Source organism: Corynebacterium sp. ED61 (genome assembly GCF_015233855.1).
Lineage (GTDB): Bacteria > Actinomycetota > Actinomycetes > Mycobacteriales > Mycobacteriaceae > Corynebacterium > Corynebacterium dentalis.
Genome location: NZ_JADGIT010000007.1, coordinates 13,068 through 35,919 on the forward strand (window position 1 = coordinate 13,068; position 22,852 = coordinate 35,919).

At 60.5% G+C, this 22,852-nt stretch carries 19 protein-coding genes and 1 pseudogene; 11 read left to right on the plus strand and 9 right to left on the minus strand.

Annotated features, from left to right (window positions below; all coding sequences use genetic code 11):
- The first annotated feature begins 91 nt into the window (after nt 1-91).
- On the plus strand, nt 92-982 hold the full coding sequence (locus IM764_RS08350; RefSeq protein ID WP_194187527.1) for a DoxX family membrane protein: 891 nt from the start codon (nt 92-94) through the stop codon (nt 980-982).
- Here IM764_RS08350 and ilvD read toward each other — a convergent pair.
- From ilvD to IM764_RS08365, 3 genes are read right to left on the minus strand one after another with little or no spacing between them, the layout of a single operon-like run.
- Nucleotides 979-2,829, minus strand: a complete 1,851-nt coding sequence (gene ilvD, locus IM764_RS08355) for a dihydroxy-acid dehydratase (RefSeq protein ID WP_194187528.1) — start codon at nt 2,827-2,829, stop codon at nt 979-981. The two genes, IM764_RS08350 and ilvD, sit on opposite strands and share 4 nt — an antisense overlap.
- A gap of 4 nt (nt 2,830-2,833) precedes the next feature.
- Nucleotides 2,834-3,406, minus strand: a complete 573-nt coding sequence (locus IM764_RS08360; protein WP_099297231.1) for a PH domain-containing protein — start codon at nt 3,404-3,406, stop codon at nt 2,834-2,836.
- Nucleotides 3,407-3,450: 44 nt separating this feature from the next.
- Entirely contained in the window at nt 3,451-4,923 is a 1,473-nt protein-coding gene (locus tag IM764_RS08365; protein ID WP_099297230.1) for a mechanosensitive ion channel family protein, read from the minus strand.
- Between the two features lie 340 nt (nt 4,924-5,263).
- Here IM764_RS08365 and IM764_RS08370 point away from each other — a divergent pair, with 340 nt between their 5' ends.
- The 5 genes and pseudogenes from IM764_RS08370 to serA all read left to right on the plus strand — a co-directional run bounded on the left by IM764_RS08370 (nt 5,264) and on the right by serA (nt 11,815).
- Entirely contained in the window at nt 5,264-7,174 is a 1,911-nt protein-coding gene (locus IM764_RS08370; protein ID WP_099297229.1) for an acetolactate synthase large subunit, read from the plus strand.
- Nucleotides 7,174-7,680 carry an acetolactate synthase small subunit gene (gene ilvN, locus IM764_RS08375; protein WP_099297227.1) on the plus strand — a complete coding sequence of 169 codons (507 nt, stop codon included), beginning with the start codon at nt 7,174-7,176 and terminating at the stop codon, nt 7,678-7,680. The genes IM764_RS08370 and ilvN overlap by 1 nt, the downstream gene beginning before the upstream one ends.
- A 134-nt stretch (nt 7,681-7,814) precedes the next feature.
- Entirely contained in the window at nt 7,815-8,831 is a 1,017-nt protein-coding gene (ilvC, locus tag IM764_RS08380; protein WP_099297226.1) for a ketol-acid reductoisomerase, read from the plus strand.
- A gap of 237 nt (nt 8,832-9,068) precedes the next feature.
- Nucleotides 9,069-10,119, plus strand: a pseudogene (locus IM764_RS08385) (GTP-binding protein).
- Nucleotides 10,120-10,219: 100 nt separating this feature from the next.
- The gene (gene serA, locus IM764_RS08390) at nt 10,220-11,815 is read left to right on the plus strand and encodes a phosphoglycerate dehydrogenase (protein WP_370551578.1); all 1,596 of its coding nucleotides are present in this window, start codon (nt 10,220-10,222) and stop codon (nt 11,813-11,815) included.
- Here the strand turns inward: serA and efeB are convergent.
- From efeB to efeU, 3 genes are read right to left on the minus strand one after another with little or no spacing between them, the layout of a single operon-like run.
- Entirely contained in the window at nt 11,812-13,068 is a 1,257-nt protein-coding gene (efeB, locus tag IM764_RS08395) for an iron uptake transporter deferrochelatase/peroxidase subunit (RefSeq protein WP_194187529.1), read from the minus strand. The genes serA and efeB overlap by 4 nt on opposite strands.
- Before the next feature lie 2 nt (nt 13,069-13,070).
- Entirely contained in the window at nt 13,071-14,210 is a 1,140-nt protein-coding gene (gene efeO, locus IM764_RS08400) for an iron uptake system protein EfeO (RefSeq protein WP_194187530.1), read from the minus strand.
- The gene (gene efeU / locus IM764_RS08405; RefSeq protein ID WP_194187531.1) at nt 14,203-15,054 is read right to left on the minus strand and encodes an iron uptake transporter permease EfeU; all 852 of its coding nucleotides are present in this window, start codon (nt 15,052-15,054) and stop codon (nt 14,203-14,205) included. Before efeU ends, efeO begins: the two co-directional genes overlap by 8 nt.
- A gap of 214 nt (nt 15,055-15,268) precedes the next feature.
- Between efeU and IM764_RS08410 the strand changes: the two genes are divergently transcribed.
- From IM764_RS08410 to IM764_RS08425, 4 genes are read left to right on the plus strand one after another with little or no spacing between them, the layout of a single operon-like run.
- Entirely contained in the window at nt 15,269-16,291 is a 1,023-nt protein-coding gene (locus IM764_RS08410) for a 3-isopropylmalate dehydrogenase (protein WP_099297217.1), read from the plus strand.
- 39 nt (nt 16,292-16,330) lie between these two features.
- On the plus strand, nt 16,331-18,193 hold the full coding sequence (locus IM764_RS08415) for a DUF294 nucleotidyltransferase-like domain-containing protein (RefSeq protein ID WP_194187532.1): 1,863 nt from the start codon (nt 16,331-16,333) through the stop codon (nt 18,191-18,193).
- Nucleotides 18,193-18,849 carry an exonuclease domain-containing protein gene (locus IM764_RS08420; protein ID WP_194187533.1) on the plus strand — a complete coding sequence of 219 codons (657 nt, stop codon included), beginning with the start codon at nt 18,193-18,195 and terminating at the stop codon, nt 18,847-18,849. The genes IM764_RS08415 and IM764_RS08420 overlap by 1 nt, the downstream gene beginning before the upstream one ends.
- Before the next feature lie 31 nt (nt 18,850-18,880).
- Nucleotides 18,881-19,687 (plus strand): fumarylacetoacetate hydrolase family protein, encoded by an 807-nt coding sequence (locus IM764_RS08425; RefSeq protein ID WP_099297213.1) that lies wholly within the window; start codon nt 18,881-18,883, stop codon nt 19,685-19,687.
- Here IM764_RS08425 and IM764_RS08430 read toward each other — a convergent pair.
- From IM764_RS08430 to IM764_RS08440, 3 genes are all read right to left on the minus strand, one after another.
- Nucleotides 19,684-20,868 carry an isochorismate synthase MenF gene (locus IM764_RS08430; protein ID WP_099297589.1) on the minus strand — a complete coding sequence of 395 codons (1,185 nt, stop codon included), beginning with the start codon at nt 20,866-20,868 and terminating at the stop codon, nt 19,684-19,686. The genes IM764_RS08425 and IM764_RS08430 overlap by 4 nt on opposite strands.
- Before the next feature lie 31 nt (nt 20,869-20,899).
- Nucleotides 20,900-21,205 carry a hypothetical protein gene (locus IM764_RS08435; RefSeq protein WP_099297211.1) on the minus strand — a complete coding sequence of 102 codons (306 nt, stop codon included), beginning with the start codon at nt 21,203-21,205 and terminating at the stop codon, nt 20,900-20,902.
- 124 nt (nt 21,206-21,329) lie between these two features.
- The gene (locus tag IM764_RS08440) at nt 21,330-22,055 is read right to left on the minus strand and encodes an SDR family oxidoreductase (protein WP_099297587.1); all 726 of its coding nucleotides are present in this window, start codon (nt 22,053-22,055) and stop codon (nt 21,330-21,332) included.
- A 51-nt stretch (nt 22,056-22,106) separates the two neighbouring features.
- Here IM764_RS08440 and IM764_RS08445 point away from each other — a divergent pair, with 51 nt between their 5' ends.
- The gene (locus IM764_RS08445) at nt 22,107-22,838 is read left to right on the plus strand and encodes a TIM barrel protein (protein ID WP_159460933.1); all 732 of its coding nucleotides are present in this window, start codon (nt 22,107-22,109) and stop codon (nt 22,836-22,838) included.
- The last annotated feature ends 14 nt before the right edge of the window (nt 22,839-22,852 follow it).

Sequence of the window (22,852 nt, forward strand, 5' to 3'; positions counted from 1 at the left end):
AGGATTTAGTTGATACGTCAACCATTTGCGAGTTTCGACGCGCCGACCTTGCTTCCTGCCACTGTACAAATGTGGCACTTAGGCTAGGGGCGTGAATAATTCATCGAATTCCCGTGACAGCAATCCGAACTCGACGCAGGCGGACAGCGAATTTTTCGATGACGCCAACTCTGACATCGATGTCCCCGTCTACCGCCGTGACGCCGAGCGCGAGAAGAAGCCGGAGCCACGCGACCCGTACACCATGACCGGACGAGCCCGTCCCCAGCGCATCGAGGCGGCGAAGCCGGAACCTCAATCAGTGGAGGTAGCGCCAGCCGCTGAACCGGAGCCAGCGCCAGAACCAGTCATCCGTGAGGATCCGGCGTTCGCGGAGCCTGCGAAGGCCGTCCCGGTCAGTGCAACAGAGACCACGGGCGAAACTCCCGTGGTACCCGCTGCTGCTGCGGAGCCAGAGGTTGCCACCGACAAGCCCGTGCGGGAAAAGCGCGGCACCCTCGGCTTTGGTCTGCTGCTCCTGCGCCTCGTTGTGGGCGGCTTGCTGCTGGTCCAAGGCTTGCAGACGCTATTCGCATTCGGCGGCAACGGCGGCCTGAACGTTTTGGAACGTCACCTGACGGATCACTCCCATGCGGATCTGTTGGCCGTGGGACTCTCCGCGGGTGCGGTGGTTGCCGGCGGACTATTGATCCTCGGCCTCCTGACCCCGTTTGGTGCCGCGATCGGGGCCGTGGTTGCCGGTTTCTTCGCCCTGCACTTCCTCCGCAAGTGGGACGGTGGCTACTGGCCATCCGCTCTCGATACAGAAGTACAGATGTGGGCAATGCTCGCTGCGGTCGCCGTGGCTATCCTATTCACCGGCCCTGGGCGAATCTCCTTCGATCGCTCCCGTGGATGGGCCACTCGACCACTGGCATCCGCTTGGCTTTTTGCCATCATCGCCGGCGGCGCGCTGGCTGCGCTGTGGTTCCTAACCGCTTAGTTAACTTCGCGGACTGCGCCGCGATCAGCAGACGTAGCCATAGATGCGTAGGCGCGCAGAGCCTTGGTCACCGTGCGCTGGCGAGTGGTAGGAGACCACGGCTTGCCGCGAGACTCCATCTCTTCCTTACGACGCGCGATTTCCTCGTCAGAGACCTGCAGCTCCAAGCGGCGCTCGTGGATGTCGATCAGGATCGGATCGCCGTCCTGAACCAGACCGATGAGTCCGCCGTGAGCAGCCTCGGGGGAGATGTGGCCCACGGAGATTCCCGAGGAGCCTCCTGAGAAGCGACCATCGGTGATCAGCGCACACTTCTTGCCCAGGCCAGCGCCCTTCAAGAAAGCGGTGGGGTGCAGCATCTCCTGCATGCCCGGGCCACCGGCGGGACCTTCGTAGCGCACAACCACCACGTGGCCAGGCTGAACCTTTTTGTCCAGGATCACGCGTACTGCTTCTTCTTGAGATTCCACGACCAACGCGGTTCCCTCGAAGTGCCACACCGATGGATCCACACCAGCGGACTTAATCACAGCGCCGTTTTCCGCGAGGTTGCCGCGGAGGATGACCAAGCCGCCGTCGGACGTAAAAGCATGTTCGACGTCACGAATGACACCTTCAGCTGCATCCGTGTCCAAAGACGACCAGCGGTTGCTCGTGGAGAATGGCTTAGTAGTGCGCACACCACCTGGCGCGGCGTGGAAGAGCTCGATGGCTTCCTCGGACGCCTCACCGGAACGGATGTCCCAGTTCAGCAGCCATTCCTTCAGCGTGTTGGAGTGCACGCTGTGCACACCCTCGTTGAGCTTTCCGCCCCGGTAGAGCTCGCCCAAGATGGCGGGGATGCCACCACCGCGGTGCACGTCTTCCATGTGGTAATCGGAGTTCGGGGAGACCTTGGACAAGCATGGAACACGCTTGGACAGATCGTCGATGTCCTGCAGGTTGAAGCCCACTTCACCCTCTTCGGCAGCGGCCAAGATGTGCAGCACGGTATTGGTGGAACCGCCCATGGCCATGTCCAGAGCCATGGCGTTCTCGAAGGCCTCGCGCGTGGCGATGTTGCGAGGCAACACGGAGGAATCGCCCTCGCCGTAGTAGCGCTTACACAGATCCACGATGGTGGTTCCGGCCTTACGGAAAAGCTCCTTGCGGGCCACCTGAGTTGCCAGAGTAGAACCATTGCCCGGCAGGGAAAGCCCCAGAGCCTCGGTGAGACAGTTCATGGAGTTTGCCGTGAACATACCGGAACAGGAACCGCAGGTAGGACAAGCGGCGGATTCCACATCTAACAGTCCTTGCGCATCCACCTTGTCCGATGCAGAAGCAGAGATGGCGGTGATCAGGTCAGTGGGAGCCTGCACCACACCATCAACAGCCACGGCTTTGCCGGCCTCCATCGGTCCGCCAGAGACGAACACCACGGGGATGTTCAAGCGCATTGCGGCATTGAGCATACCCGGGGTGATCTTGTCGCAGTTGGAGATGCACACCAGTGCGTCCGCGGCATGACCGTTGACCATGTACTCCACGGCGTCGGAAATGACCTCACGAGAAGGCAGGGAGTACAGCATGCCCGCGTGACCCATGGCGATGCCGTCATCCACGGCGATGGTGTTGAATTCGCGTGCCACGCCACCGGCTTCAGTGATGGCCTCTGCCACGATGTCGCCAACGTCCTTGAGGTGCACGTGACCCGGCACGAACTGCGTGTACGAGTTCGCGATGGCGATGATGGGCTTGTTGTCGAAGTCCGCGTCGGTCATGCCCGTGGCGCGCCACAGTGCGCGTGCGCCTGCAGCGTTACGGCCCTGGGTGGTTACAGCGGATCTCAATGGGATTGCGTTCATCGTTTTAGTCACTCTTCTCTACTTCGGCGCGACGCTGAGCTTCGTATTCAGCGTATTCGTCCTTGTCCATCAGCACTGCGTGGCCATCCTTGTGGACAACCTGCACCTTGCGATCTGCGGCTTCTCGTCCCGGGGTCACCGGATCGGGAATTCGGCCGTCAGATGCCACGCTGAGGGTGATCAGCGAATTAAAGGTTACTCCCGGGAGCCAGAATCGGGTGTCGTCGGCTCCGTCTTCGTGAGTAACCGCGTAGGCCTTACCTGCCTTATTAAACTGCACACCGGAAAATTTATTCCAGCTCATCTTCCGGTTCTTGCGCAGGGCGTAGCGGGTAGCGATGCCCTGAGGCCCCACCGTGGTTCGCACGTAAAAAGTCCACGCCAGGAAGATCAGCGGTAGCAGTGGAACCCAGAAGAACCAAGAGAACTTGAATCCCGCAAAGATCAGACACAGCACCACCATGAAAGCCACGCCGAGCAAATGCTCGCGGCTCGGGGAGAGGTACACCGTGTCGCCACGCCACTTCACTCCAGGCCCTGCAGTAGGTGGAGTGCTTCTTTTTGCCTTTGCGCTCATGGTTGCTATTTAAACAGGTTGGTCTGTGGTTGTTGAATCAGGTGCTATTGCGAGGGCTGGGTGTTGTCCGCCGTCGATTGCTCTTGGGTGGACGAGTCAGGCTGTTGCTGGCTCGATTCGCTCTGAGGCGTCTGTTCATAGGTCTGTTGGTTAGTTGTGTCCGTTGGTTGCTCGGTGTACTGAGGTTGTTCCTCGGTCGGCGTCTCCATTACCTCAGACTCAGTAGCAGAAGGGGTGGTCTCGGAAATCTCCGTGGTTTCCTCTGTGGACTGCCAGCGAGCTGGGTTGAGCAGGCCTGCCTGGCCGCCTTCTGGATTCGACGCCGCCAGTGCCAGCCCGCCCACGAAGATCAGCGCAATGAACAGCAGGGTAGTAGACACGCGAGTGCGACCACCGATGCTCAAGAAGTTTTTGAGCTTCGTGTCGTAATCATGGCGCTCGAAGGCTGCCTCGTCGAGGGAATCGCCGAAGTCTTCCTCGCCAACAATAATGTCGCCGCGCTCGTCACGTCGCCGACCGGGACGCTGCGGATCGAACGTGTGATTTGACGGGGAGCCTGGGCCATCGTCCTTAGGCTCAGAACCGCTTGCCTGCTCAGTAAGGGCAGCGTTCTCGTCTCGGTTGGCGGAGACGGAATCGGCGGGGGTGGTGGCGTCGGAAAAAGAAGAAGGACCGAACGCGGGCGCATGCTGCATACGCTCCCAGAACTCATTGGCCACCGCGGCACGAATAGCACGCTCCACGGCCCACTGGCGCGCAGGATTGACGTCAGCCGTGATACGGAACTGCACCGACCACGGCTGACCGGCGGTCGCGGGCTGAACCAAGCTCATGGCAGGCAAAACGTCCAGCTGATCGGTGACATCCTTGGCGACCTCAGGATCGCGGACGGCATGCTGAGCGGCCTGCTCCACGCCGCGGGTGAGCTCGGCCATGGACTCGCCGTGCTTCATTGGAATTTCGATGTCCACAACAGCACGGGACCACTCCTGAGAGAAGTTAGTGATCACGCCGGTGGTGCCGTTAGGGACGTTGACCATCTCGCCGGACGGGGTGCGCAAGCGGGTGGCGCGGAGGGTGATCGCTACCACCGTGCCCTCGACGGGATTGCTGGGTCCATCGAAGCTGACGTAATCTCCCAAACCGAACTGGCGTTCCGAGATGATGAAGAAACCAGCCAGGAAGTCACCAATAACGTTCTGCGCGCCGAAACCAATGGCAGCAGAAACCACAGTGGCGGGCAATGCCGCGCCCATGGCGGGAACGCCCAAGTTAGTGAGGCCGACCATGACGATGAAGAAGAAGGCAACAGCTTCTACCACGTAAACCAGCGCGCCAATCAGCGCCAGGCGGGTCTTGGTTGCCTCTTCGCCCTTGGAGAGCTGGCGCTCGGCCATGCGCATCGCCAAGCGTCCCAAGCGTGGGATGAGGATCGCTGTAAGCACGAGAGCAGTGAGGGGAATGCCGTGGTGGATTAACCATCCCCAGACCTCGTAGAGGAAAAACTTCACATTCATGCGCTCCACCGTAATGAAAAATTTCAGTGAGTCACACTCTTGGAATGAGCTTGGCAAACGCTGAATTTCACGGTGTTAAGTGGTCACCTAGTGGGATAGTGACGTTCATAGTTTGGGAAAGTTGTGCTCAGTGACTTGCATGACACAGCACCGCTAGTTATGATGACAACCATGATGAGCAACCTAGTTATTCGCGTACTCGTAGGCTGAGGGGCGCAACCCTCACTCGAGATCCTCGAATACACACCGCGCCCTCGGTACCGACTCGCTCGGTTACTCGGGGGCTTTTTGATTGCCGTCCTCTTCGACAAAGACCATTGACCCAAGGAGCGAATGACACGTGACTGACACATCACGCTCGCAACCCACACCAGCCATCCTGGCGAACAACTCTCGCGGCAAGCGACCCGAGCGCATTAACGGCGCAGAAGCTGTTGTCCGCTCCCTCGAAGAGCTGGGCACAGACGTTGTCTTTGGTCTGCCTGGCGGCGCAGTGTTGCCACTGTACGAGGCGCTCTACTCCTCCGAAAAGCTCAATCACATCCTGGTCCGTCACGAGCAGGGTGCAGGCCATGCAGCAACGGGCTTTGCGCAGGCGACCGGTCGCGTTGGTGTGTGTATCGCCACCTCCGGACCTGGTGCCACGAACCTGGTCACCCCCATTGCCGACGCCAACATGGACTCCGTTCCACTGGTGGCCATCACCGGCCAGGTAGGCCAGCACATGCTCGGTACGGATGCCTTCCAGGAGGCTGATATCCGTGGCGTGACTATGCCCATCACCAAGCACAACTTCATGGTGACCCATCCTGATGACATTCCTGCAGCCATCGCGGAGGCCTTCCATGTGGCATCCACGGGCCGTCCCGGCGCCGTGCTGGTGGACATCCCCAAGGATGTGCAGAACGCTGAGCTGGACTTTGTCTGGCCGCCGAAGTACGAACTGCCTGGCTACCGTCCGGTCACCACTCCGCACTCGCGGCAGATCGATGAAGCCGTGCATCTGATCAATAGCGCCAAGAAGCCAGTGCTGTACGTCGGCGGTGGCGTGGTCAAGGCTGAGGCTCACCGTGAGTTGATGGCTTTCGCTGAGGCCTACGACATCCCCGTGGTCACCACTTTGATGGCTTTGGGAACCTTCCCGGACTCCCACCCACTGCACATGGGCATGCCCGGTATGCACGGAACCGTGCCTGCCGTGGCCGCGCTGCAGCGCTCTGACCTGCTGATCACCATCGGCGCTCGCTTCGACGACCGCGTGACTGGTCATCTGGGCAGCTTCGCTCCGAACGCACAGGTTATTCACGCGGACATCGACCCCGCGGAAATCGGCAAGGTGCGCGAAGTGCAGGTGCCGATCGTGGGCGACGCTCGCGAGGTACTGCAGGCGCTCAGCGACGCGATGAAGTCCAACAAGCTGGAGGGGCCGGACACTACGGGCTGGCTGAAGTACTTGGGCAAGCTGGTCGAGGACTTCCCACGCGGCTACAGCGAGCAGCCTAATGAGAAGCTGGCGCCACAGTTCGTCATCGAGACGCTGTCTCGCGTGATTGGACCAGAGGCCATCTACGTGGCTGGCGTGGGTCAGCACCAGATGTGGGCGGCGCAGTTCGTGGACTACGAAAACCCCCGGACCTGGCTGAACTCCGGTGGGCTGGGAACCATGGGCTACGCGGTGCCCGCCGCCATGGGTGCGAAGGCCGGAAAGCCAGAGACCAGCGTGTGGGCCATCGACGGCGACGGCTGCTTCCAGATGACCAACCAGGAACTGGTGACCTGTGCGGTGGAGAAGCTGCCGATCAAGGTCGCTCTGATCAACAACGGCAACCTGGGCATGGTGCGCCAGTGGCAGACGCTGTTCTACGACGAGCACTACTCTCACACCAACTTGAAGCCCGGCGAGAACTACCTGCCAGACTTCCTGATGCTGGCGGAGGCCATGGGCTGTGCCGCATTCCGCGTGACCCGCAAGGAAGACGTGGAACCGACCATCCGCAAGGCCGAAGCGATCAATGACCGTCCCGTGGTGATCGACTTTATCGTGGGTGAGGACGCGCAGGTTTGGCCAATGGTTGCCGCTGGTACCTCAAACAATGAGATCCAGTACGCGATGAATCTACGTCCACTGTTCGATGATGAATCCTCGGCAGGGGAGGATCCTGCGGAGATTCATGGCGTCGTCAAAGAAGAGATGGAAGAAGATCTCCAGGACCAGATCGCAGAGCGCACCGACAACGAGGAGAAGAACTAATGTCTCAAGTCCATACACTGTCCATCCTGTGTGAAGACGTAGACGGCATCATCTCCCGTATCTCGGGGATGTTTACGCGTCGCGCGTTCTCGATCCTGTCCATCAGCTCAGGCCGAACTGAGGTAGAGGGCGTCAATCGAATCACGATCGTACTAGAGGGTGAAGACCAGGTGATCGAGCAGATTACCAAGCAGCTGAACAAGCTGATCCCCGTGCTCAAGGTCTCCCGTCAGGATCCGGACACTACGGTGGCCCGCGGGCTACTGATGGTGAAGGTTTCCGCCGATGCCACGAACCGTACGCAGGTGGTCGAATCCGCCAAGCTGTTCCGCGCGCACGTCGTGGACGTGGGTGCTGAATCCGTGATCATCGAGGCCACAGGATCTCCGTCTAAGCTGCAGGCTTTGCTGGACATCCTGGAGCCATTCGGTATCCGTGAGCTGGTGGAATCCTCGATCACGGCGATGAGCCGCGGACCGAAGGCTATGTACCCAGCGAAGCTCTAGTTTTGGCGGATGGAGTGAGGTTCACTATATGGACACCCCATCCCATCAACTGAAACGCGCGGCTGGTATAAAAGAAGATATTGACGGCTGATTCATTCACGAACAGCTCGTTCCCAACGAAAGGAACTATTCCCATGGCAATTGACGTGTTGTACGACGACGATGCAGACGTGTCCATCATCCAGGGTCGCAAGGTCGCTGTTATTGGCTACGGCTCCCAGGGACACGCACACTCCCAGAACCTGCGCGATTCCGGCGTGGATGTAGTCATCGGCCTGCGCGAAGGCTCCAAGTCCCGCGCCAAGGCTGAAGAAGCTGGCTTCAAGGTGATGAATAACGCCGAGGCATCCGAGTGGGCAGATGTCATCATGCTGCTGGCTCCTGATACCTCCCAGGCGTCCATCTTCGAAAACGACATTCAGCCCAACCTGAAGGACGGCGACGCGCTGTTCTTCGGACACGGCCTGAACATCCACTTCGACCTGATCAAGCCAGCGGATAACATCACCATTGGCATGGTTGCTCCAAAGGGTCCAGGCCACCTGGTGCGTCGCCAGTTCGTCGATGGCAAGGGCGTTCCCTGCCTGATCGCCATCGACCAGGATCCAAAGGGCGAGGGCAAGGACCTGGCACTGGCTTACGCTGCTGCCATTGGTGGAGCTCGCGCCGGCGTGATCCCTACCACCTTCGAAGCGGAGACCGTGACCGACCTGTTTGGTGAGCAGGCTGTGCTTTGTGGCGGGACCGAGGAGCTGGTCAAGACAGGCTTCGAGGTACTGGTTGAGGCTGGCTACGAGCCAGAGATGGCATATTTCGAGTGCCTGCACGAGCTGAAGCTGATCGTGGACCTCATGTTCGAGGGCGGCATCGCCAACATGAACTACTCCGTGTCTGACACCGCCGAGTTCGGTGGCTACCTCTCTGGCCCACGCGTGATCGACGCGGACACCAAGAAGCGTATGAAAGACATCCTGACCGATATTCAGGACGGCACCTTCACCAAACGCTTGGTTGCCAACGTCGAGGGTGGCAACAAGGAGCTCGAGGATCTGCGTGCTTCCTACAACGACCACCAGATTGAGACTACCGGCAAGAAGCTGCGCGATCTCATGAGCTGGGTTAAGGTCGACGCCCGCGCTGAGACTGCCTAAGTTTTTCCTCAGTCGGTTCGCTTAAGCGCCGTTCACCGTTTCTGGTGGGCGGCGCTTTTTGCTTGTTTATTTGAGGGGGATTCACAATTCTTCCCGAACTCAAATCGTGCCCATGCAAAACCCCAAGACAATGTTGCAGATGGGATTGGCGCGGAGCAGTTGGGGAAAAATTGTGAAAGTCGGTAGGCCGGCAACCCCTAATGAAAACAATTATCAGTAAGGTGTAGAGTTGCTCGCATGTCACACGAACATGCATCAACTCCCGTCACCGTTATCTCTGGGTTCCTCGGCTCCGGCAAGACAACCCTGCTCAATGATTTGCTTGCAGACCGCGAAGGCCGGCGCATCGCGGTCATCGTCAACGATTTCTCCGAGGTCAACATCGATGCCTCGCTTATCGCGGGGGAGGGGCACCTCGAAAGGGGAGAAGATCGCTTCGTTGAATTAACCAACGGCTGCATCTGCTGCACGTTGCGAGAAGATCTCATCGAGTCCGTGGGAAAGCTCGCCAAGTCCGGGAAATATGACCACATCGTGATCGAATCCACCGGCATCTCCGAGCCCATGCCCGTGGCTGCCACGTTTGAGTGGCAGTGGGAAGACGGAACCAGGCTGGCGGATGTCGCGCCCATCGATACGATGGTCACCCTCGTGGATGCCTCCCAGTTCCTGCAGCTTATAGGCCAAAAGCAGCTGCTGCGCGAAGCAGACATGGAAGCCACACCAGAAGATGAACGCACCATCGCAGACCTGCTGGTAGACCAGATTGAATTCGCAGACAAGATCTATATCACCAAGCCAGATCTGACCACCCCTGGCCGCTACAAAGCCACTGAGGCGCTGATCAAGAAGATGAATCCGCGAGCTGGCGTCGAGAAAATGACCGAAGGAAAGGTCAACGGGCGCAGCGTCATCGAGAACATCCTCGGCGCGCACCTCTACGACGAAGACACGGCACGCGCCTACGAGGGCTACCTCGACGAACTCGCCAACCCGCACACGCCGGAGACGGAAGAATACGGCATCAGCTCAGTAGTTTTCCGTGGCCATCGGCCATTCGACCGCGGCCGCCTGCTAGAAGCACTCCGCGGACCGGCCTGAACTCATCCAAGTGTGGCATCAAGCTGGACCCGATTTGCGCATCCAACCAGCTGGTTCGTGGCGCAGTGCCGGTCTCACGCCAGCCAATGAGGTGGTGCTCATCGGCGTGAACTTTGATGCCGCTGCGGCGATAGCCAGGTTCCAGGATGCAATGCTGAATGATTATGAAGTAACAGCTATGCTGTAATGCGTCGCACGCCACACTTGGACGGCGTGGTCCCTCTCGGCGCCGGCGCGGTCGTTTCGGCGCGGACGAGGCACTACTTTTCCACTCAGGAGAAAATATCGTGAGCAGTAATCGCCCGGTAGTCCTCATTGCCGACAAGCTTTCCCAGTCCACCGTGGACGCCCTCGGAGATTCCGTAGAGGTGCGTTGGGTGGATGGCCCGAACCGCCCCGAGCTGCTGAAGGCAGTCGTGGACGCAGATGCTCTGCTGGTCCGTTCCGCAACCAAGGTTGATGCCGAGGTTCTGGGAGCCGCACCGAAGCTGCAGATCGTCGGACGTGCAGGCGTGGGCCTGGACAACGTGGACATCGAGACCGCCACCTCCCGTGGCGTGATGGTGGCTAATGCTCCGACCTCCAACATCCACTCCGCATGTGAGCACGCAATCTCCCTGTTGCTGTCCACCGCCCGTCAGATCCCAGCCGCGGATAAGACCCTGCGCGATGGCGAGTGGAAGCGCTCCTCCTTCAATGGCGTGGAGATCCTTAACAAGACCGTCGGCATCGTCGGCTTCGGCCACATTGGCCAGCTGTTCGCTCAGCGCCTGGCTGCCTTCGAGACGGACATCATTGCCTACGATCCTTATGCTAACGCTGCGCGCGCCGCTCAGCTGGGCGTGGAGCTGGTGGACAATCTCGAGGACCTGATGGGTCGCGCGGACTTCGTCACCATCCACCTCCCTAAGACCAAGGAAACGGCCGGCATGTTCAATGCTGACCTGTTGGCTAAGTCCAAGAAGGGCCAGATCATCATCAACGCCGCCCGCGGTGGCCTGGTTGACGAGCAGGCTCTGGCAGACGCCATCAAGTCCGGTCACATCCGTGGTGCCGGCTTTGACGTCTACGCCTCCGAGCCTTGCACCGATTCCCCTCTGTTCGAGCTGGATGAGGTTGTTGTTACCCCTCACCTCGGCGCGTCCACCGAAGAGGCTCAGGACCGTGCAGGCACCGACGTGGCTGCCTCCGTTCTGCGCGCACTGTCTGGCGATTTTGTTCCCGACGCCGTCAACGTCGCAGGTGGCAAGGTCTCCGAGGAAGTTGCGCTCTGGCTGAACCTGGCAACCAAGCTGGGCCGCGTGGCAGGTTCCCTGCTGGGTGCCGCTCCGCAGGCTGTCACCGTGGAGGCTCGTGGCGAGCTGTCCTCTGAGTCCGTTGATGCGCTGGGACTGTCCGCACTGCGCGGCGTGTTCTCCGGTGTGATTGACGAGCAGGTGACCTTCGTCAACGCTCCAAAGATCGCCGAAGAGCGTGGCGTATCCCTCGAGGTCAGCACCCAGGATGAGTCCGTGACTCACCGCTCTGTGTTGGAGGTCAAGGTCGTTTCTGCCGACGGACAGTCCGCGTCCGTCATCGGTGCCCTGACCGGCCTGGAGCGCGTGGAGAAGATCGTGCGCCTGAACGGTCGCGGTCTGGATCTGCGAGCCACCGGTCACAACCTGTTCCTGGTCTACGGCGACCAGCCAGGCGCTCTGGGCTCCGTGGGCACCGCGCTGGGTGCCGAGGGCATCAACATTGACGCTGCTGCACTGTCTCCCTCCGAGGGCGACGAGCAGGCAACGCTGGTTCTGCGCGTAGCTCAGGACCTGGACGAGCAGCTGGTGGAAAAGATTCAGGGTGACCTGAACGCCTCCACCGCTGTGGTCCTGGATCTGAACTAGCCGAACAGCTGCGTGCCCCAGTCCTGGCCCTCTTTGAGGCCGGGAGGGCACGCGAAGATGGCTTTGGACTCGTAGCGAACGTACTCATTCATACGGTCGTTACGAGACAGCTTCATCTGGATAGGGATGAACGTCTCTTCCGGCTTGCCAGCGAAAGCGATAAAGAACAGGCCCGCTGACAAGTGACCGAAGGTGTCCGAACCTTCGATGAAGTTATACGCGCGCCGCAGGATGCGCGCACCGCTGTTGTTCTCTGGGTGGGAGAGGAACACGTGCGAATCTTCGGGGATGACTGGTTCCCGGCCGTAGATCAGGTCAAACGGAACTTCCGCGAATTCTTGATCGTCCGTATCCTCCGTGCCTAGGGGAGCGCCGGACTTGCGGAAGCGCGCGAACGTGGCTTGCTGCTCGCCGAGGTTCTGCCGATCCCACAGCTCCAGCAGCATGCGGATGCGACGGGCGCACAAGTAGGAGCCGCCGTTCATCCATCCGGCTTCGTCCGCCCACACGTAGTCATCCACGGCTTCGGTCTCGCTCGAGTGGATGTTGCGGGTACCGTCTTTGAAGCCAAAGAGGTTGCGGGGAGTGGCCTGCTCGGTAGTCGTGGAACTAGCGCGGCCGTAGCCCAGCTGAGACCAGCGCACCTCCACCACACCACTGCCAGCACGCACCAAGTTGCGTACCGCGTGGACCGCCACCTGTGGATCGTCCGCGCAGGCCTGGATCACGATGTCGCCATCGCAGAGCTCGTCCTTGAGCTGATCACTGGGGAAGGTGGGAAGAGGATTGAGCTGTGCAGGCTTGGAGTTCTTCAGCCCGAATCTGTCGTCGAAAAGAGAAGGACCATAACCGACGGTCACGGTGAGGTTCTTGGCGCCCAGGTCCTGCGCCTCACCGGAATCGGTGGGCACGGCGTAATCGGACTCGCCGGATTCATCTGCGGCGGGTAAGCCCTGAGTCATGCGCTCGGCCATGGTGGTCCAGGTGGCGAGCATGTCCATGAGCTCGTCGCGATCCTCGGTGAGCACGTCCATCGCCACGATGTGCAGGTGTTCCTGCTGTGCCGTGACAATGCCCGCCTGATGCGCGTCGCGGAAAGGAATGGAAGAATCCTCGCCGGTGGAATCCGTTTCTGCGGAGTACGCCGCAACACCGCCGCCACCAGCGAGAACGCCGGCACCGGCGCCGATGCCCATTCCCGCGAGGAAACCTCGCCGGGAGACTCCGGACTTGTTCTTGTTCTCAGAGGTCATGACTATTCGGAAATTACGCTTGGGACCTTGGAGACTTCCTCGGTGAGGTGATCCAAGGCGGTGGACAGGGCCTTGCGCTCGGAATCGGAGACAGTGTCATAGCTGACAAAGCCATCGCCCTCGCGGTGCTTGTTGAGTTCGTCCTGCACGGCATCGAAGCGGGAGTTGATCTCCTTGAGCATGCCTGGCTTGCGCTCTTCCAGCGGCTTTTCCAGAGAGGCGATGGCCGCGCGGCTGCCCTCCAGGTTGGCCTGGAAATCGTAGAGGTCGGTGTGGGAGAAAATGTCCTCTTCACCAGTGATCTTGGAGGTGGCGATCTCATCCAGCAGACCCTGGGCACCCGTGGCGATCTGCACGGGGCTGAGCTGGAAGTCATCAGAGTTGATGCCATCCACCAGCTCCTTGATGTCCTGCGACAGCTGATCGGCGTTCTTCTTGGTCTGGCCGGTGATCTTGCCGCCTTCCCACAGGTCCTTCTCGATGGTGTGGAAGCCGGTCCACTCGTCGCCCTCGGCGAGGTCAGCCTCGCGCAGGTCGATGCGTGGGTCTAGATCGTTAGGGAAGGACTCTGCGACGGGCTCGATTCGCTCGTAGGGGGTGCGGACCTGGGGGAACAGCTCCTTGGCCTTGTCCACGTCGCCGGCCTTGACGGCGTCTACGAACTCGGCGGTGACATCTTGTAGGTTTTCGGTCTGGCTGCGCACGTAGGAGGTGTAGTTCTCCACGGCCTCGGTCAGGGCGGCATCGCCTTCTGCGGAGTTCACGGACTCGCCGGTGACCTTGATGGTCCCGGAGATGCCTTCTCCCACCATGCCGGGCTTGCACAGGGTGGTGTAATCGCCAGCGTCTTGGAACTCGACCACCAAGGTGCGGGAGGCGCCGGGGCCGATGTTTTCCACTTCGCCCAGCACGCGGCCGCCGCTGGTCATGACGTAGAACTCGTTGGTCTTGGTGCCGTTGTTGACCACCTTGAACGTAGTGGATCCGGTGCCGGTCTCGGAGCTTCCTACCTCGCAGGCGGTGTCATTAGCATTGACGTCGATTGAAGAAGCGCCTTCTTCGGCTTTATCGGCACAACCGACCAGAACTAGGCTGAGTGCGACAGCAGGGGCGAGGGCTCGGACGGAAGAGTACTTAGACATTGGCGGGTGCGGCTTTCTGTGAGGCAGAGGTGGAGGTGACGTTCTTCTTTGAGGCGGGCTTGCCTGCGCGCAGGAACAGCGCCATGACGATGATGAGGTAGGCAGCCCACGCCACAAAGGAGAGGACGGAAGGGTTAGGCACGAAATTGAACATGCCCTCGATGGCCGTGGCGTACCAGGTGCCCGGAGTGAGGATTCCGGAGATGTCGAAGGCGTGGGTGTTAAGCCCTGGCAGCACGCCAGCTTCTTGCAGGTCGTGGATGCCGTAGCGCAGGATGCCCGCCGCCACCAGCACCAGCAGGATGCCGAGCAGGCGGAACAATTTGCCGATGTCTACGCGAATGGCGCCCTTGTAGATGAGGAAGCCGATGACCACGGCGATCGAGATACCTACCGCGAGTCCGATGAAGGGTGTGCTGGAATTCGACGTCAGGCTGTCGAAAGCCAGCAGGATCGTCTCAATTCCCTCTCGACCGACTGCCAAAAACGCTACGAAGAAGACGGCTTTGGGGCCTACTGCAGCTTCCATGCGTCCCTTGAGCTCGGCGGACATGCTCTTGCCCGCGCTGCTCATCCACAGCAGCATCCAGGTGATCATCGCGACGGTTACCAGTGACGCGATGCCACCGATGAGCTCCTGGCCTTGGGTGGTCAGGGTTTTGGTGCCGAAGTGGAGAATGGCGAAGCTGATGGCGGTGAAGATCAGTGCAGCAAGCACGCCACCGAACAGCCATGGCCGCTCGTGTTTTCTGCCGGTTTTGGTCAGGTATGCAGCCAGAATGGTGACCACCATGGTGGCTTCCAGACCTTCGCGCAGTCCGATAAGGAGGTTGGCGTAGAGCACAAGTACCCCGGTTCAGTAGGAAAGTAGGCTGGAGGCGTGGCGACTTAGGTAAGGCCACATAAAGTTACCGAAGCCTAACTTTAGTGATGATGTAAACGAGTTGACTGTAGCGGTTGAGCAGTATTTAAGGCAACCGCTTGTTGCGAAATTAGGGTGTATTGGAGGCGTGTTACACTAATCGCAATCCAACTAGTGAGACAAAGGAGTTCACACAATGAAACTCGCTGTGATTGCCGGAGATGGCATCGGCACCGAAGTTGTTCCGGAAGCGCTGAAGGTTTTGCAGGCCCTGCGCGATGACGTGGAAACGACTGATTTTGACCTCGGCGCCCGTCGCTACCTTCGCAATGGCGAGACTCTCACTGACGCTGATCTGGACTCCCTCCGCGAGCACGATGCCATCCTGCTGGGCGCCATCGGTGATCCCCGCACCGTGCCCGCGGGCGTGCTGGAACGCGGGCTGCTGCTGCCGCTGCGCTTCAAGCTGGATCATGCGGTGAACCTGCGCCCATCCAAGCTCTACCCGGGAGCTACCAGCCCGCTAAGTAACCCTGGCGAGATCGACTTCGTGGTGGTCCGCGAAGGCACCGAAGGCCTGTACTGCGGCAACGGAGGAACGCTGCGCCAGGGAACCGACCAGGAGGTGGCCTCCGAGGTTTCGCAGAACACCTATTACGGCGTAGAGCGCGTGGTGCGCGATGCGTTTGAGCGCGCACAGTCTCGACGCAAGAAGCTGACCTTCGTGCACAAAACCAACGTGTTGGTCAACGCTGGCGGCCTGTGGCAGCGCGCGGTGGATACCATCGGCAAGGAATACCCCGAGGTCACGGTTGATTACAACCACATCGATGCCGCCACCATCTACATGGTGACCAAGCCTTCAGTCTACGACGTGATTGTCACCGATAACCTCTTCGGCGATATTCTCACCGACCTCGCGGGTGCGGTCACTGGCGGAATTGGCTTGGCTGCCTCCGGCAACATCGACCCTTCCCACAAGAGCCCGTCGATGTTTGAACCAGTCCACGGTTCCGCGCCGGATATCGCGGGGCAGGGAATTGCCGATCCGTGTGCCACCATCCTGTCCGTGGCACTGATGCTGCGCCACCTGGGAGATGAAGAGAACGCGGACAAGATCGAGCGCGCCGTGCTCGAGGAAGCCGCCAACCGCGACGGTTCGCCCATCAACACCTCCGAGGTCGGCGACCGCGTGGCAGCGGCGGTGCAGAAGCTCTAAATCGCAGATGTAGAAACGTTTGTGGGCTAAACTAAGTCCATGAACGTCGAGCTAGACGAGGTGCGCCGTTTCCTCGCAGAGCATCACCCATTCCACTCCTTGGATCCGGAGATCCTCGATACAGTTCCCGGCTCCATGACGATGCGCTACGTGCGCAAAGGCACCACACTCATCAGAGCCGGCGAGCCCAACGACTATCTCTACGTGGTGCGTTCCGGCGCGGTGGACGTGATGGATGCCGACGACGTGCTGCTGGATAGACGAGACACCGGGCGCAGCTTCGGGTACTCCACCCTGGTTACGGAGTCCACCTCGAAGTACACAATCGTCACGGTGGAGGACTCCCTGTTGCTCCTGATGGAGCGCCAGGCCTTCGCCGAGCTGGCTGCCTCCAGTCCAGAATTGGTGCGGTACTACTCGGGGCTGTCCGCACGCATTCGCGCTGAGGCTCAACAGCTGCATGGTGAATCCTTTTCCGATGTGCTTCGTACCCGCCTCGATAACTTCGCCATTCCCAATCCCGCGCACATCGCGCCGGAGATCACGCTGCAGGAATCTGCCCGCATCATGCGAGACAAGAACGTCAGCTCTCTGTTGGTCATGGATAACGGCAGCTTAGACGGCGAACTGCTGGGGATCATCACCGACCGCGACATGCGCAAGGCCATCGCCCAGGCCATCGATCCGGCCACACCCGTGAGCGAGCTGATGACGCGCGAGGTGCACACCGCCAGCCCGGATCAGCTGGTCATGGAAGCCATGCTGGTGATGGCAGAGCTAAACATTCATCACATCCCCATCGTGGAACGTGGGCGCACCACCGGCATCATTGCCTCCGCGGACGTCATGCGCTTGCTGCAGGCTAACCCCATGTACTTCGCAGGGGATTTGGAACGTAAGAACTCTCAGGAGGAAATGCGAGAGGTCTACGACGATGCACAACGCGTGGCCTTGCGTTTCATCGAACGCGGCGCTTCCGCGGACGAGATCACCAGCCTGTTAACCGTGGTGGCCGATTCCATGGCGCGCCGCTTGCTACACCTGGCTGAAGAGAAACTAGGGCCTCCACCAGTGCAGTATGCCTTCGTCGTCTTGGGATCGCAGGGTCGCAAGGAGATGGGTTTGGCGTCGGACCAAGACAACGCATTGGTGCTCTCAAACGAATACGACCTTATCACCCACGGCGAGTATTTCGCGCAGCTCTCCGAGTACGTCTGCCACGGACTGGATACCGCGGGACAAGTGCTATGTCCTGGTGAAATGATGGCCAGCAATCCCGAGTGGCGGATGACCGCCTCGCAGTGGGCCGACACTTTCCACCAGTGGATCACCGCTCCTGAGCCTGATGCGCTCCTGTACGCGCAGACGTTCTTCGACATGCGCCCGATCCACGGGGACGTTCAGCTCGCGGAATCCGTGCACGCGCAGGCGGTCGCTACCGCTCAGAACTCCTCGCGCCTGCACGCCCACCTCGCGGCTCTGGCTGCCCGGCGCGAACCGCCGCTCGGATTCTTCCGCGGCCTGGTGGTGGACCGTAGCGGGGACTACCGCAACACGTTGGACGTGAAGAAGGGCGGAACGGCGGCGATCGTGCAGATGGCGCGGCTGGTCTCTATCACCGCAGGAAAAGACGCGCTGGGCACACTGCAGCGGCTCGAGCGAGCCAAGGACGCCGGGCTGTCTGCTCGCTCAGTCTCGGACCTCACAGACGCGTTCACATTCCTCAACAACATCACACTCCAGCACCAGGCAGAGCAGATTCGTCAGGGCGAGAAGCCGGACTATCACATCGCGCCTGGCCGCTTGTCCAAGATGGATCGCGAGAACCTGCGCGACGCGTTCCAGATCATTAAAAGCATGCAAAATTCCTTGAATCTCAAGTATCCCATTCGGAGCATCTGATGTTTAAGATGTTTCGACGCCATGGCACAGCGACTGGTGCGCTACGAGATTTCTACGACGCGCCGCGCCCGGCAGCCGATACCTCGCTGGAGCAGTTGCCGTTGCTGGCCGTGGATGTTGAAACCACAGGACTCGATGCCGCGAAGGATCGCGTGCTGTCCATCGGATGGGTGCCAGTCAATGGAGGGGAGATTGATCTTTCCGGCTCAGGCTACGAGCTGATCAACACCGCAGGGGCGGACAGCGTTGGGCACTCCGCCACCATCCACGGGCTGACGGACGAGGAGCTCTCCTGGGGCACACGACCGGACGTGGCCGTGGACAGGCTGCTCCGTGCACTCGCCGGACGGGCTCTGCTAGCGCACTACGCGTCCATCGAACGGGAGTTCCTCGGAGCGCTGTGCCGCGAGCATTACGGATCCGGATTGTCCGTGCCGGTGGTGGATACGTTTGCGATTGAGCGTCGGCACATGGAAAGGATGGGAACGTTCCCGCGGGGAGAAGACCTGCGACTTCCGCGCGTACGCGCCCGCTATGAGCTGCCGGAGTACCGCAGCCACAATGCCTTGACGGATGCTCTCGCGTGCGCGGAGCTCTACCTCGCGATGAAGGCGCGTGCACAGGCAAGCACCTTAAAGGCCATGCAGCCCCTGTGAGTAAGACAAGCGTGCGCTAAGATTACGATCCATGCGCATTGCTCGAATAGCTCACCCAGAAGGAATGACATTTGCGGTCCTCGAAGGGGGACAGCCGGATGGAACCGGTGCCACCTGCCGCCAAATTGCCGGGCACCCTTTTGGGCAGCCCGAGTTCACAGGCAAGGAATGGCCCATTGAGGAAGTCCGCCTGCTGGCGCCAATTCTTCCCTCCAAGGTAGTTGCCGTGGGGCGCAACTACGCGGACCATGTTGCCGAGGTCTTCAAGCAGGGCGCGGAACACCTGCCTCCCACAATCTTCCTCAAGCCACCCACAGCCGTGGTGGGCCCCGAGGCTCCCATTCGCATCCCCGAGTGGGCTACGCGCGTGGAGTTCGAGGGCGAGCTGGCCATCGTGATTGGTCGTCCATGCAAGGACGTCAAGGCAGAGAACTGGAAGGACGTGGTGCTGGGATTCACCATCGTCAACGATGTCTCCTCCCGCGACCTGCAGTTCGCCGACGGCCAGTGGGCGCGCGCTAAGGGCCTCGATTCCTTCTGCCCACTGGGCCCGTGGATCGAGACCAACGTGGGCGAGATGGAGATCGATAACCTGTCCATCAAGGCGCACCTGACTCACGACGGCGAGACCGAGACCAAGCAGGATTCCAACTCCAACCAGATGATTAAGTCCATCCCGGAGATCGTGGAGTGGATTTCCTCTGCATTCACCCTCCTGCCGGGCGATGTCATCTGCACCGGTTCTCCAGCTGGTACCGCAGAGATGACCCCAGGCGATCGCATCGCCGTGGAGATTCCAGGATTGGGAACTCTGGCCAATCCGGTGGAGCGCTACTAGCTCAACCCGCTCAACAGCTCTATGGGAACGTTCAACGCCCGTAGGGCTGTTCGCATTTTTGCGGCGGTTTCTTCTGCCTCGGCATCGGGATCAGAAGACCCCACGATGCCACCGCCAGCCCACGTGCGGGCGGTGCGCCCATCGGCGGCGATGTCTGCGCTACGAATGGCGACCATGTACTCGCCGTCGCCGTTGGCAGAACACCAGCCCACGAAGCCCGCGTACATCCCGCGGCTTTCGGGCTCCGCGGCGGAGATCACGCCCATTGCCGCCTCCGTGGGCGTCCCGCCGACCGCCGGGGTGGGGTGGAGCAGCAGGGCGAGGTCCAGCGCGGAGTAATCCAGATCCTTCAGCACGCCTTCGATCGGCGTGCCGAGGTGGATCATTTCCTTGGTCAGGTGGATCTCCGGGGTTTCGGGGATCTCCAACTCACGGCTGAGTGGCTCGAGGACGCGGCGGTAGTGCTGGACGACCAAGTGGTGCTCGTAGAGGTCCTTCTCCGAATTCAAAAGGGCATCGGCGGCTGCTTCATCCACCACGCGATTGCCGGAGCGGGGCAGGGACCCGGCCAGGGGAAACGCGGAGAACTCCGCGCCGTGGCGCTTGATAAGCATCTCCGGACTGGAGCCCGTGAAGAACGAGCCGCCCAGCTCCTCCGGCAACTGCATGCCATAGCCGTCCAAGTTGGCGGAGAGATCGATCATCCGCGCGGAGACCAGCAGGGGATCGATGGGATGGGCGAAATGAACGTCGGCGAAGCGGGCCAGCACCACCTTTTCCAACTGGGTGGTCAGGATAGTGTGCGTGGCGGCGTTGACTACTTCGGCGTGTTCTTCTGCCGTGGCGGAGGTGATGACCTCGGAGACGTTGATCCGGTCAGAGATATCGTGGCCACGGAAGAACGCAGGTGGTTCCAGCGGCCCTTCTGACCACCACGTTTTCTCAGGAATAACCAGAGCTGCGGGATCGCTGAGAGCAAAGGGAACGCAGCCGACGATGACTTCGTCCGCAGCGGAGTTCGCAGCGCTCGCCATGAGGTTGCGGATGTGCGTGGAAGCATCATACGCGCTGCTAAACAGCTCCTTTACACCTTGCGTACGCAAACTCCCCGTGGGCCGCGACAGCAGAAAATCAGGTGCTGTTGACGGCCGCGATGGGGAGTGTGGGCTGGGCTGAGTCATGAACACAGCCTAGCGAACGTCTAAGAAAACGTTACTTTTGCGTGAGGCAGTAGGTGGTTGTGCCCATACCGCGCTTCCACTGCAGCTCGAGGGTGGCTTCGGGCACGCTACGGCACGTGAAATCATCGGATTTGCCTACGCTCAACATCTCGTAAGCGGCTGCGGGATCCTCGCAGTTCAGCGACTGCGGTTTCTGCTTGTTGTCCGTATTGGTGGATTCCTGCGAGATGCAATCGCCAGTCTGCGCGTTGTGGTTAAACGGTATCCAGTCCTCATAGCGCACGATGGAAAGAAAGCCCAGCACCAGCACGATGGACACGATGATGACTTTGATCACCAGCCAAATAGCCGACAGTGCGCCAGATCTCTTGCTAGACTTCCCGTTTTTCGTCGCTGAGACAGATTAGATGTTCCGGGTCTTAAGAGTTGAGTTTCTGCAAGATGGAGGGGGTATATCCCGGTTAACCGCGCCCCAGATATGGCATGCCAGCGGCCGTTACCGTCACGTGGTCCACCGAAACATTGGCGGGAAGCTGGGCCACGGCCACGAGTAGGCGGGCGGCGTGGTTGGCGTCGAACATAGGCTCGCTGCCGGTAAACGATCCCAGCAACTCCGTGCGAGCGTTGCCAATGTCTAGTTCGGTGGCGGTAATTCCGTGATCGCGGCCATCTAGCGTGGTGGAGACGGTGAGGCTGGACACGGCCGCCTTGGAGGCTGCGTAGGCGGCGGCACCCGGGCGAGGGGAGTGGGAGGCGATGGAGCCGTTGTTGATGATGCGGCCGCCGCCGTTGTCCTTCATCCAAGCGAAGGCGTACTGCGTGCACCAGAGCGCGCCCAGGAAATTGGTGTTGATTGTGGCCTGAGCGTGGGCTGGGTCGATTGTGTCTAGCTGTCCGGTGGGGCCGGGGATGCCCGCGTTGTTGACCAGCAGATCTAGGCGGCCGAGACGCGTGGTGATGGTTTCGAATGCAGTGGCCACGGCTTCCGGGTCCGTGACATCGCAGGTCAGGGCGAGATGATGTTTATTTCCGACGCCACCACAGACCGATACGGTTTCCTCCACCGTGGCCTGCGTTCTTCCCAGCGCCGCGATGACCCATCCGGCCTCGGCGAGAGCTAGGGCGAAGGTTCGCCCTAATCCGCCGCCGGCGCCGGTGATGATTGCTACTGGGTATTCGCTGTTCATGGTGCTCATTGTTGCATGAGGCTGTCTCTGGGGGTCTCTAGACTGGGCGGCATGGGAAGTATGGGCCAGTGGCTGACGGCGAAGAACTGCTCTATTGGGCGCGAGGATCTGCTGATCATGGAGAAGCTGGATGCGGCTGCAGATGAGGGATACGCGCGGGTAGAGCTGTGGTGGCCGTTCGGTACGCCCGAACCGGCTGCAGAAGAGATGGATGAGTTAGTGGCTGGCTTGGAGAAGCGAGGGCAGCAGTTGGTGGCGCTCAACGCCTGGGCGGGGGACATGGCTGGTGGGGAGCGGGGGATTTTGCACCAGCGGGATATGCCGGTGGGGCATATTGATGCGCTGGACTACCTTCATCAGCGCACGGGGGTGCGGAGGTTTAACGTTCTGCTGGGAGCGGATGGGCGCGAGGCGAGCGCGGCGCAGGTGGCGCGGTTTGGTCAAGTGCAGAGTCAGCTGGAGCGGCGGTTTGGGGGCGTGGCGATGGTGGAGCCGCTCTCCGGCATGGAGAACTACCCCGTGCAGACGGTGGTGGACGCAGAGTGTGTGATTGCCCAAGTGGGCGGCGGGCTGCTGCTGGATGTGTATCACTTGGCGGTGAATACGGGTGTCTCGGGCGTCGACGAGATTGTGGATTCGGTCCGCCCGGAGCATGTGCAGGTGGCGGATTCGCCTGGGCGTGGGGCTCCGGGGACGGGTGAGCTGCCATTGGGTGAATGGATGCGCAGGTTGCGCGATGCGGGCTATGCAGGGGAGATCGTCGGGGAGTGGTTGCCGAGTTGAGACGCGCCGAGTCG

Bases quoted from the DNA above. Each gene is read 5' to 3' on its own strand.
- efeB (WP_194187529.1), bottom strand. From the start codon at position 13,068: ATGACCTCTGAGAACAAGAACAAGTCCGGAGTCTCCCGGCGAGGTTTC.
- IM764_RS08420 (WP_194187533.1), top strand. From the start codon at position 18,193: ATGTTTAAGATGTTTCGACGCCATGGCACAGCGACTGGTGCGCTACGA.
- IM764_RS08360 (WP_099297231.1), bottom strand. From the start codon at position 3,406: ATGAGCGCAAAGGCAAAAAGAAGCACTCCACCTACTGCAGGGCCTGGA.
- IM764_RS08415 (WP_194187532.1), top strand. From the start codon at position 16,331: ATGAACGTCGAGCTAGACGAGGTGCGCCGTTTCCTCGCAGAGCATCAC.
- ilvN (WP_099297227.1), top strand. From the start codon at position 7,174: ATGTCTCAAGTCCATACACTGTCCATCCTGTGTGAAGACGTAGACGGC.
- IM764_RS08410 (WP_099297217.1), top strand. From the start codon at position 15,269: ATGAAACTCGCTGTGATTGCCGGAGATGGCATCGGCACCGAAGTTGTT.
- ilvD (WP_194187528.1), bottom strand. From the start codon at position 2,829: ATGAACGCAATCCCATTGAGATCCGCTGTAACCACCCAGGGCCGTAAC.
- efeO (WP_194187530.1), bottom strand. From the start codon at position 14,210: ATGTCTAAGTACTCTTCCGTCCGAGCCCTCGCCCCTGCTGTCGCACTC.
- IM764_RS08425 (WP_099297213.1), top strand. From the start codon at position 18,881: ATGCGCATTGCTCGAATAGCTCACCCAGAAGGAATGACATTTGCGGTC.
- ilvC (WP_099297226.1), top strand. From the start codon at position 7,815: ATGGCAATTGACGTGTTGTACGACGACGATGCAGACGTGTCCATCATC.
- IM764_RS08430 (WP_099297589.1), bottom strand. From the start codon at position 20,868: ATGACTCAGCCCAGCCCACACTCCCCATCGCGGCCGTCAACAGCACCT.
- IM764_RS08445 (WP_159460933.1), top strand. From the start codon at position 22,107: ATGGGAAGTATGGGCCAGTGGCTGACGGCGAAGAACTGCTCTATTGGG.
- IM764_RS08365 (WP_099297230.1), bottom strand. From the start codon at position 4,923: ATGAATGTGAAGTTTTTCCTCTACGAGGTCTGGGGATGGTTAATCCAC.
- IM764_RS08440 (WP_099297587.1), bottom strand. From the start codon at position 22,055: ATGAACAGCGAATACCCAGTAGCAATCATCACCGGCGCCGGCGGCGGA.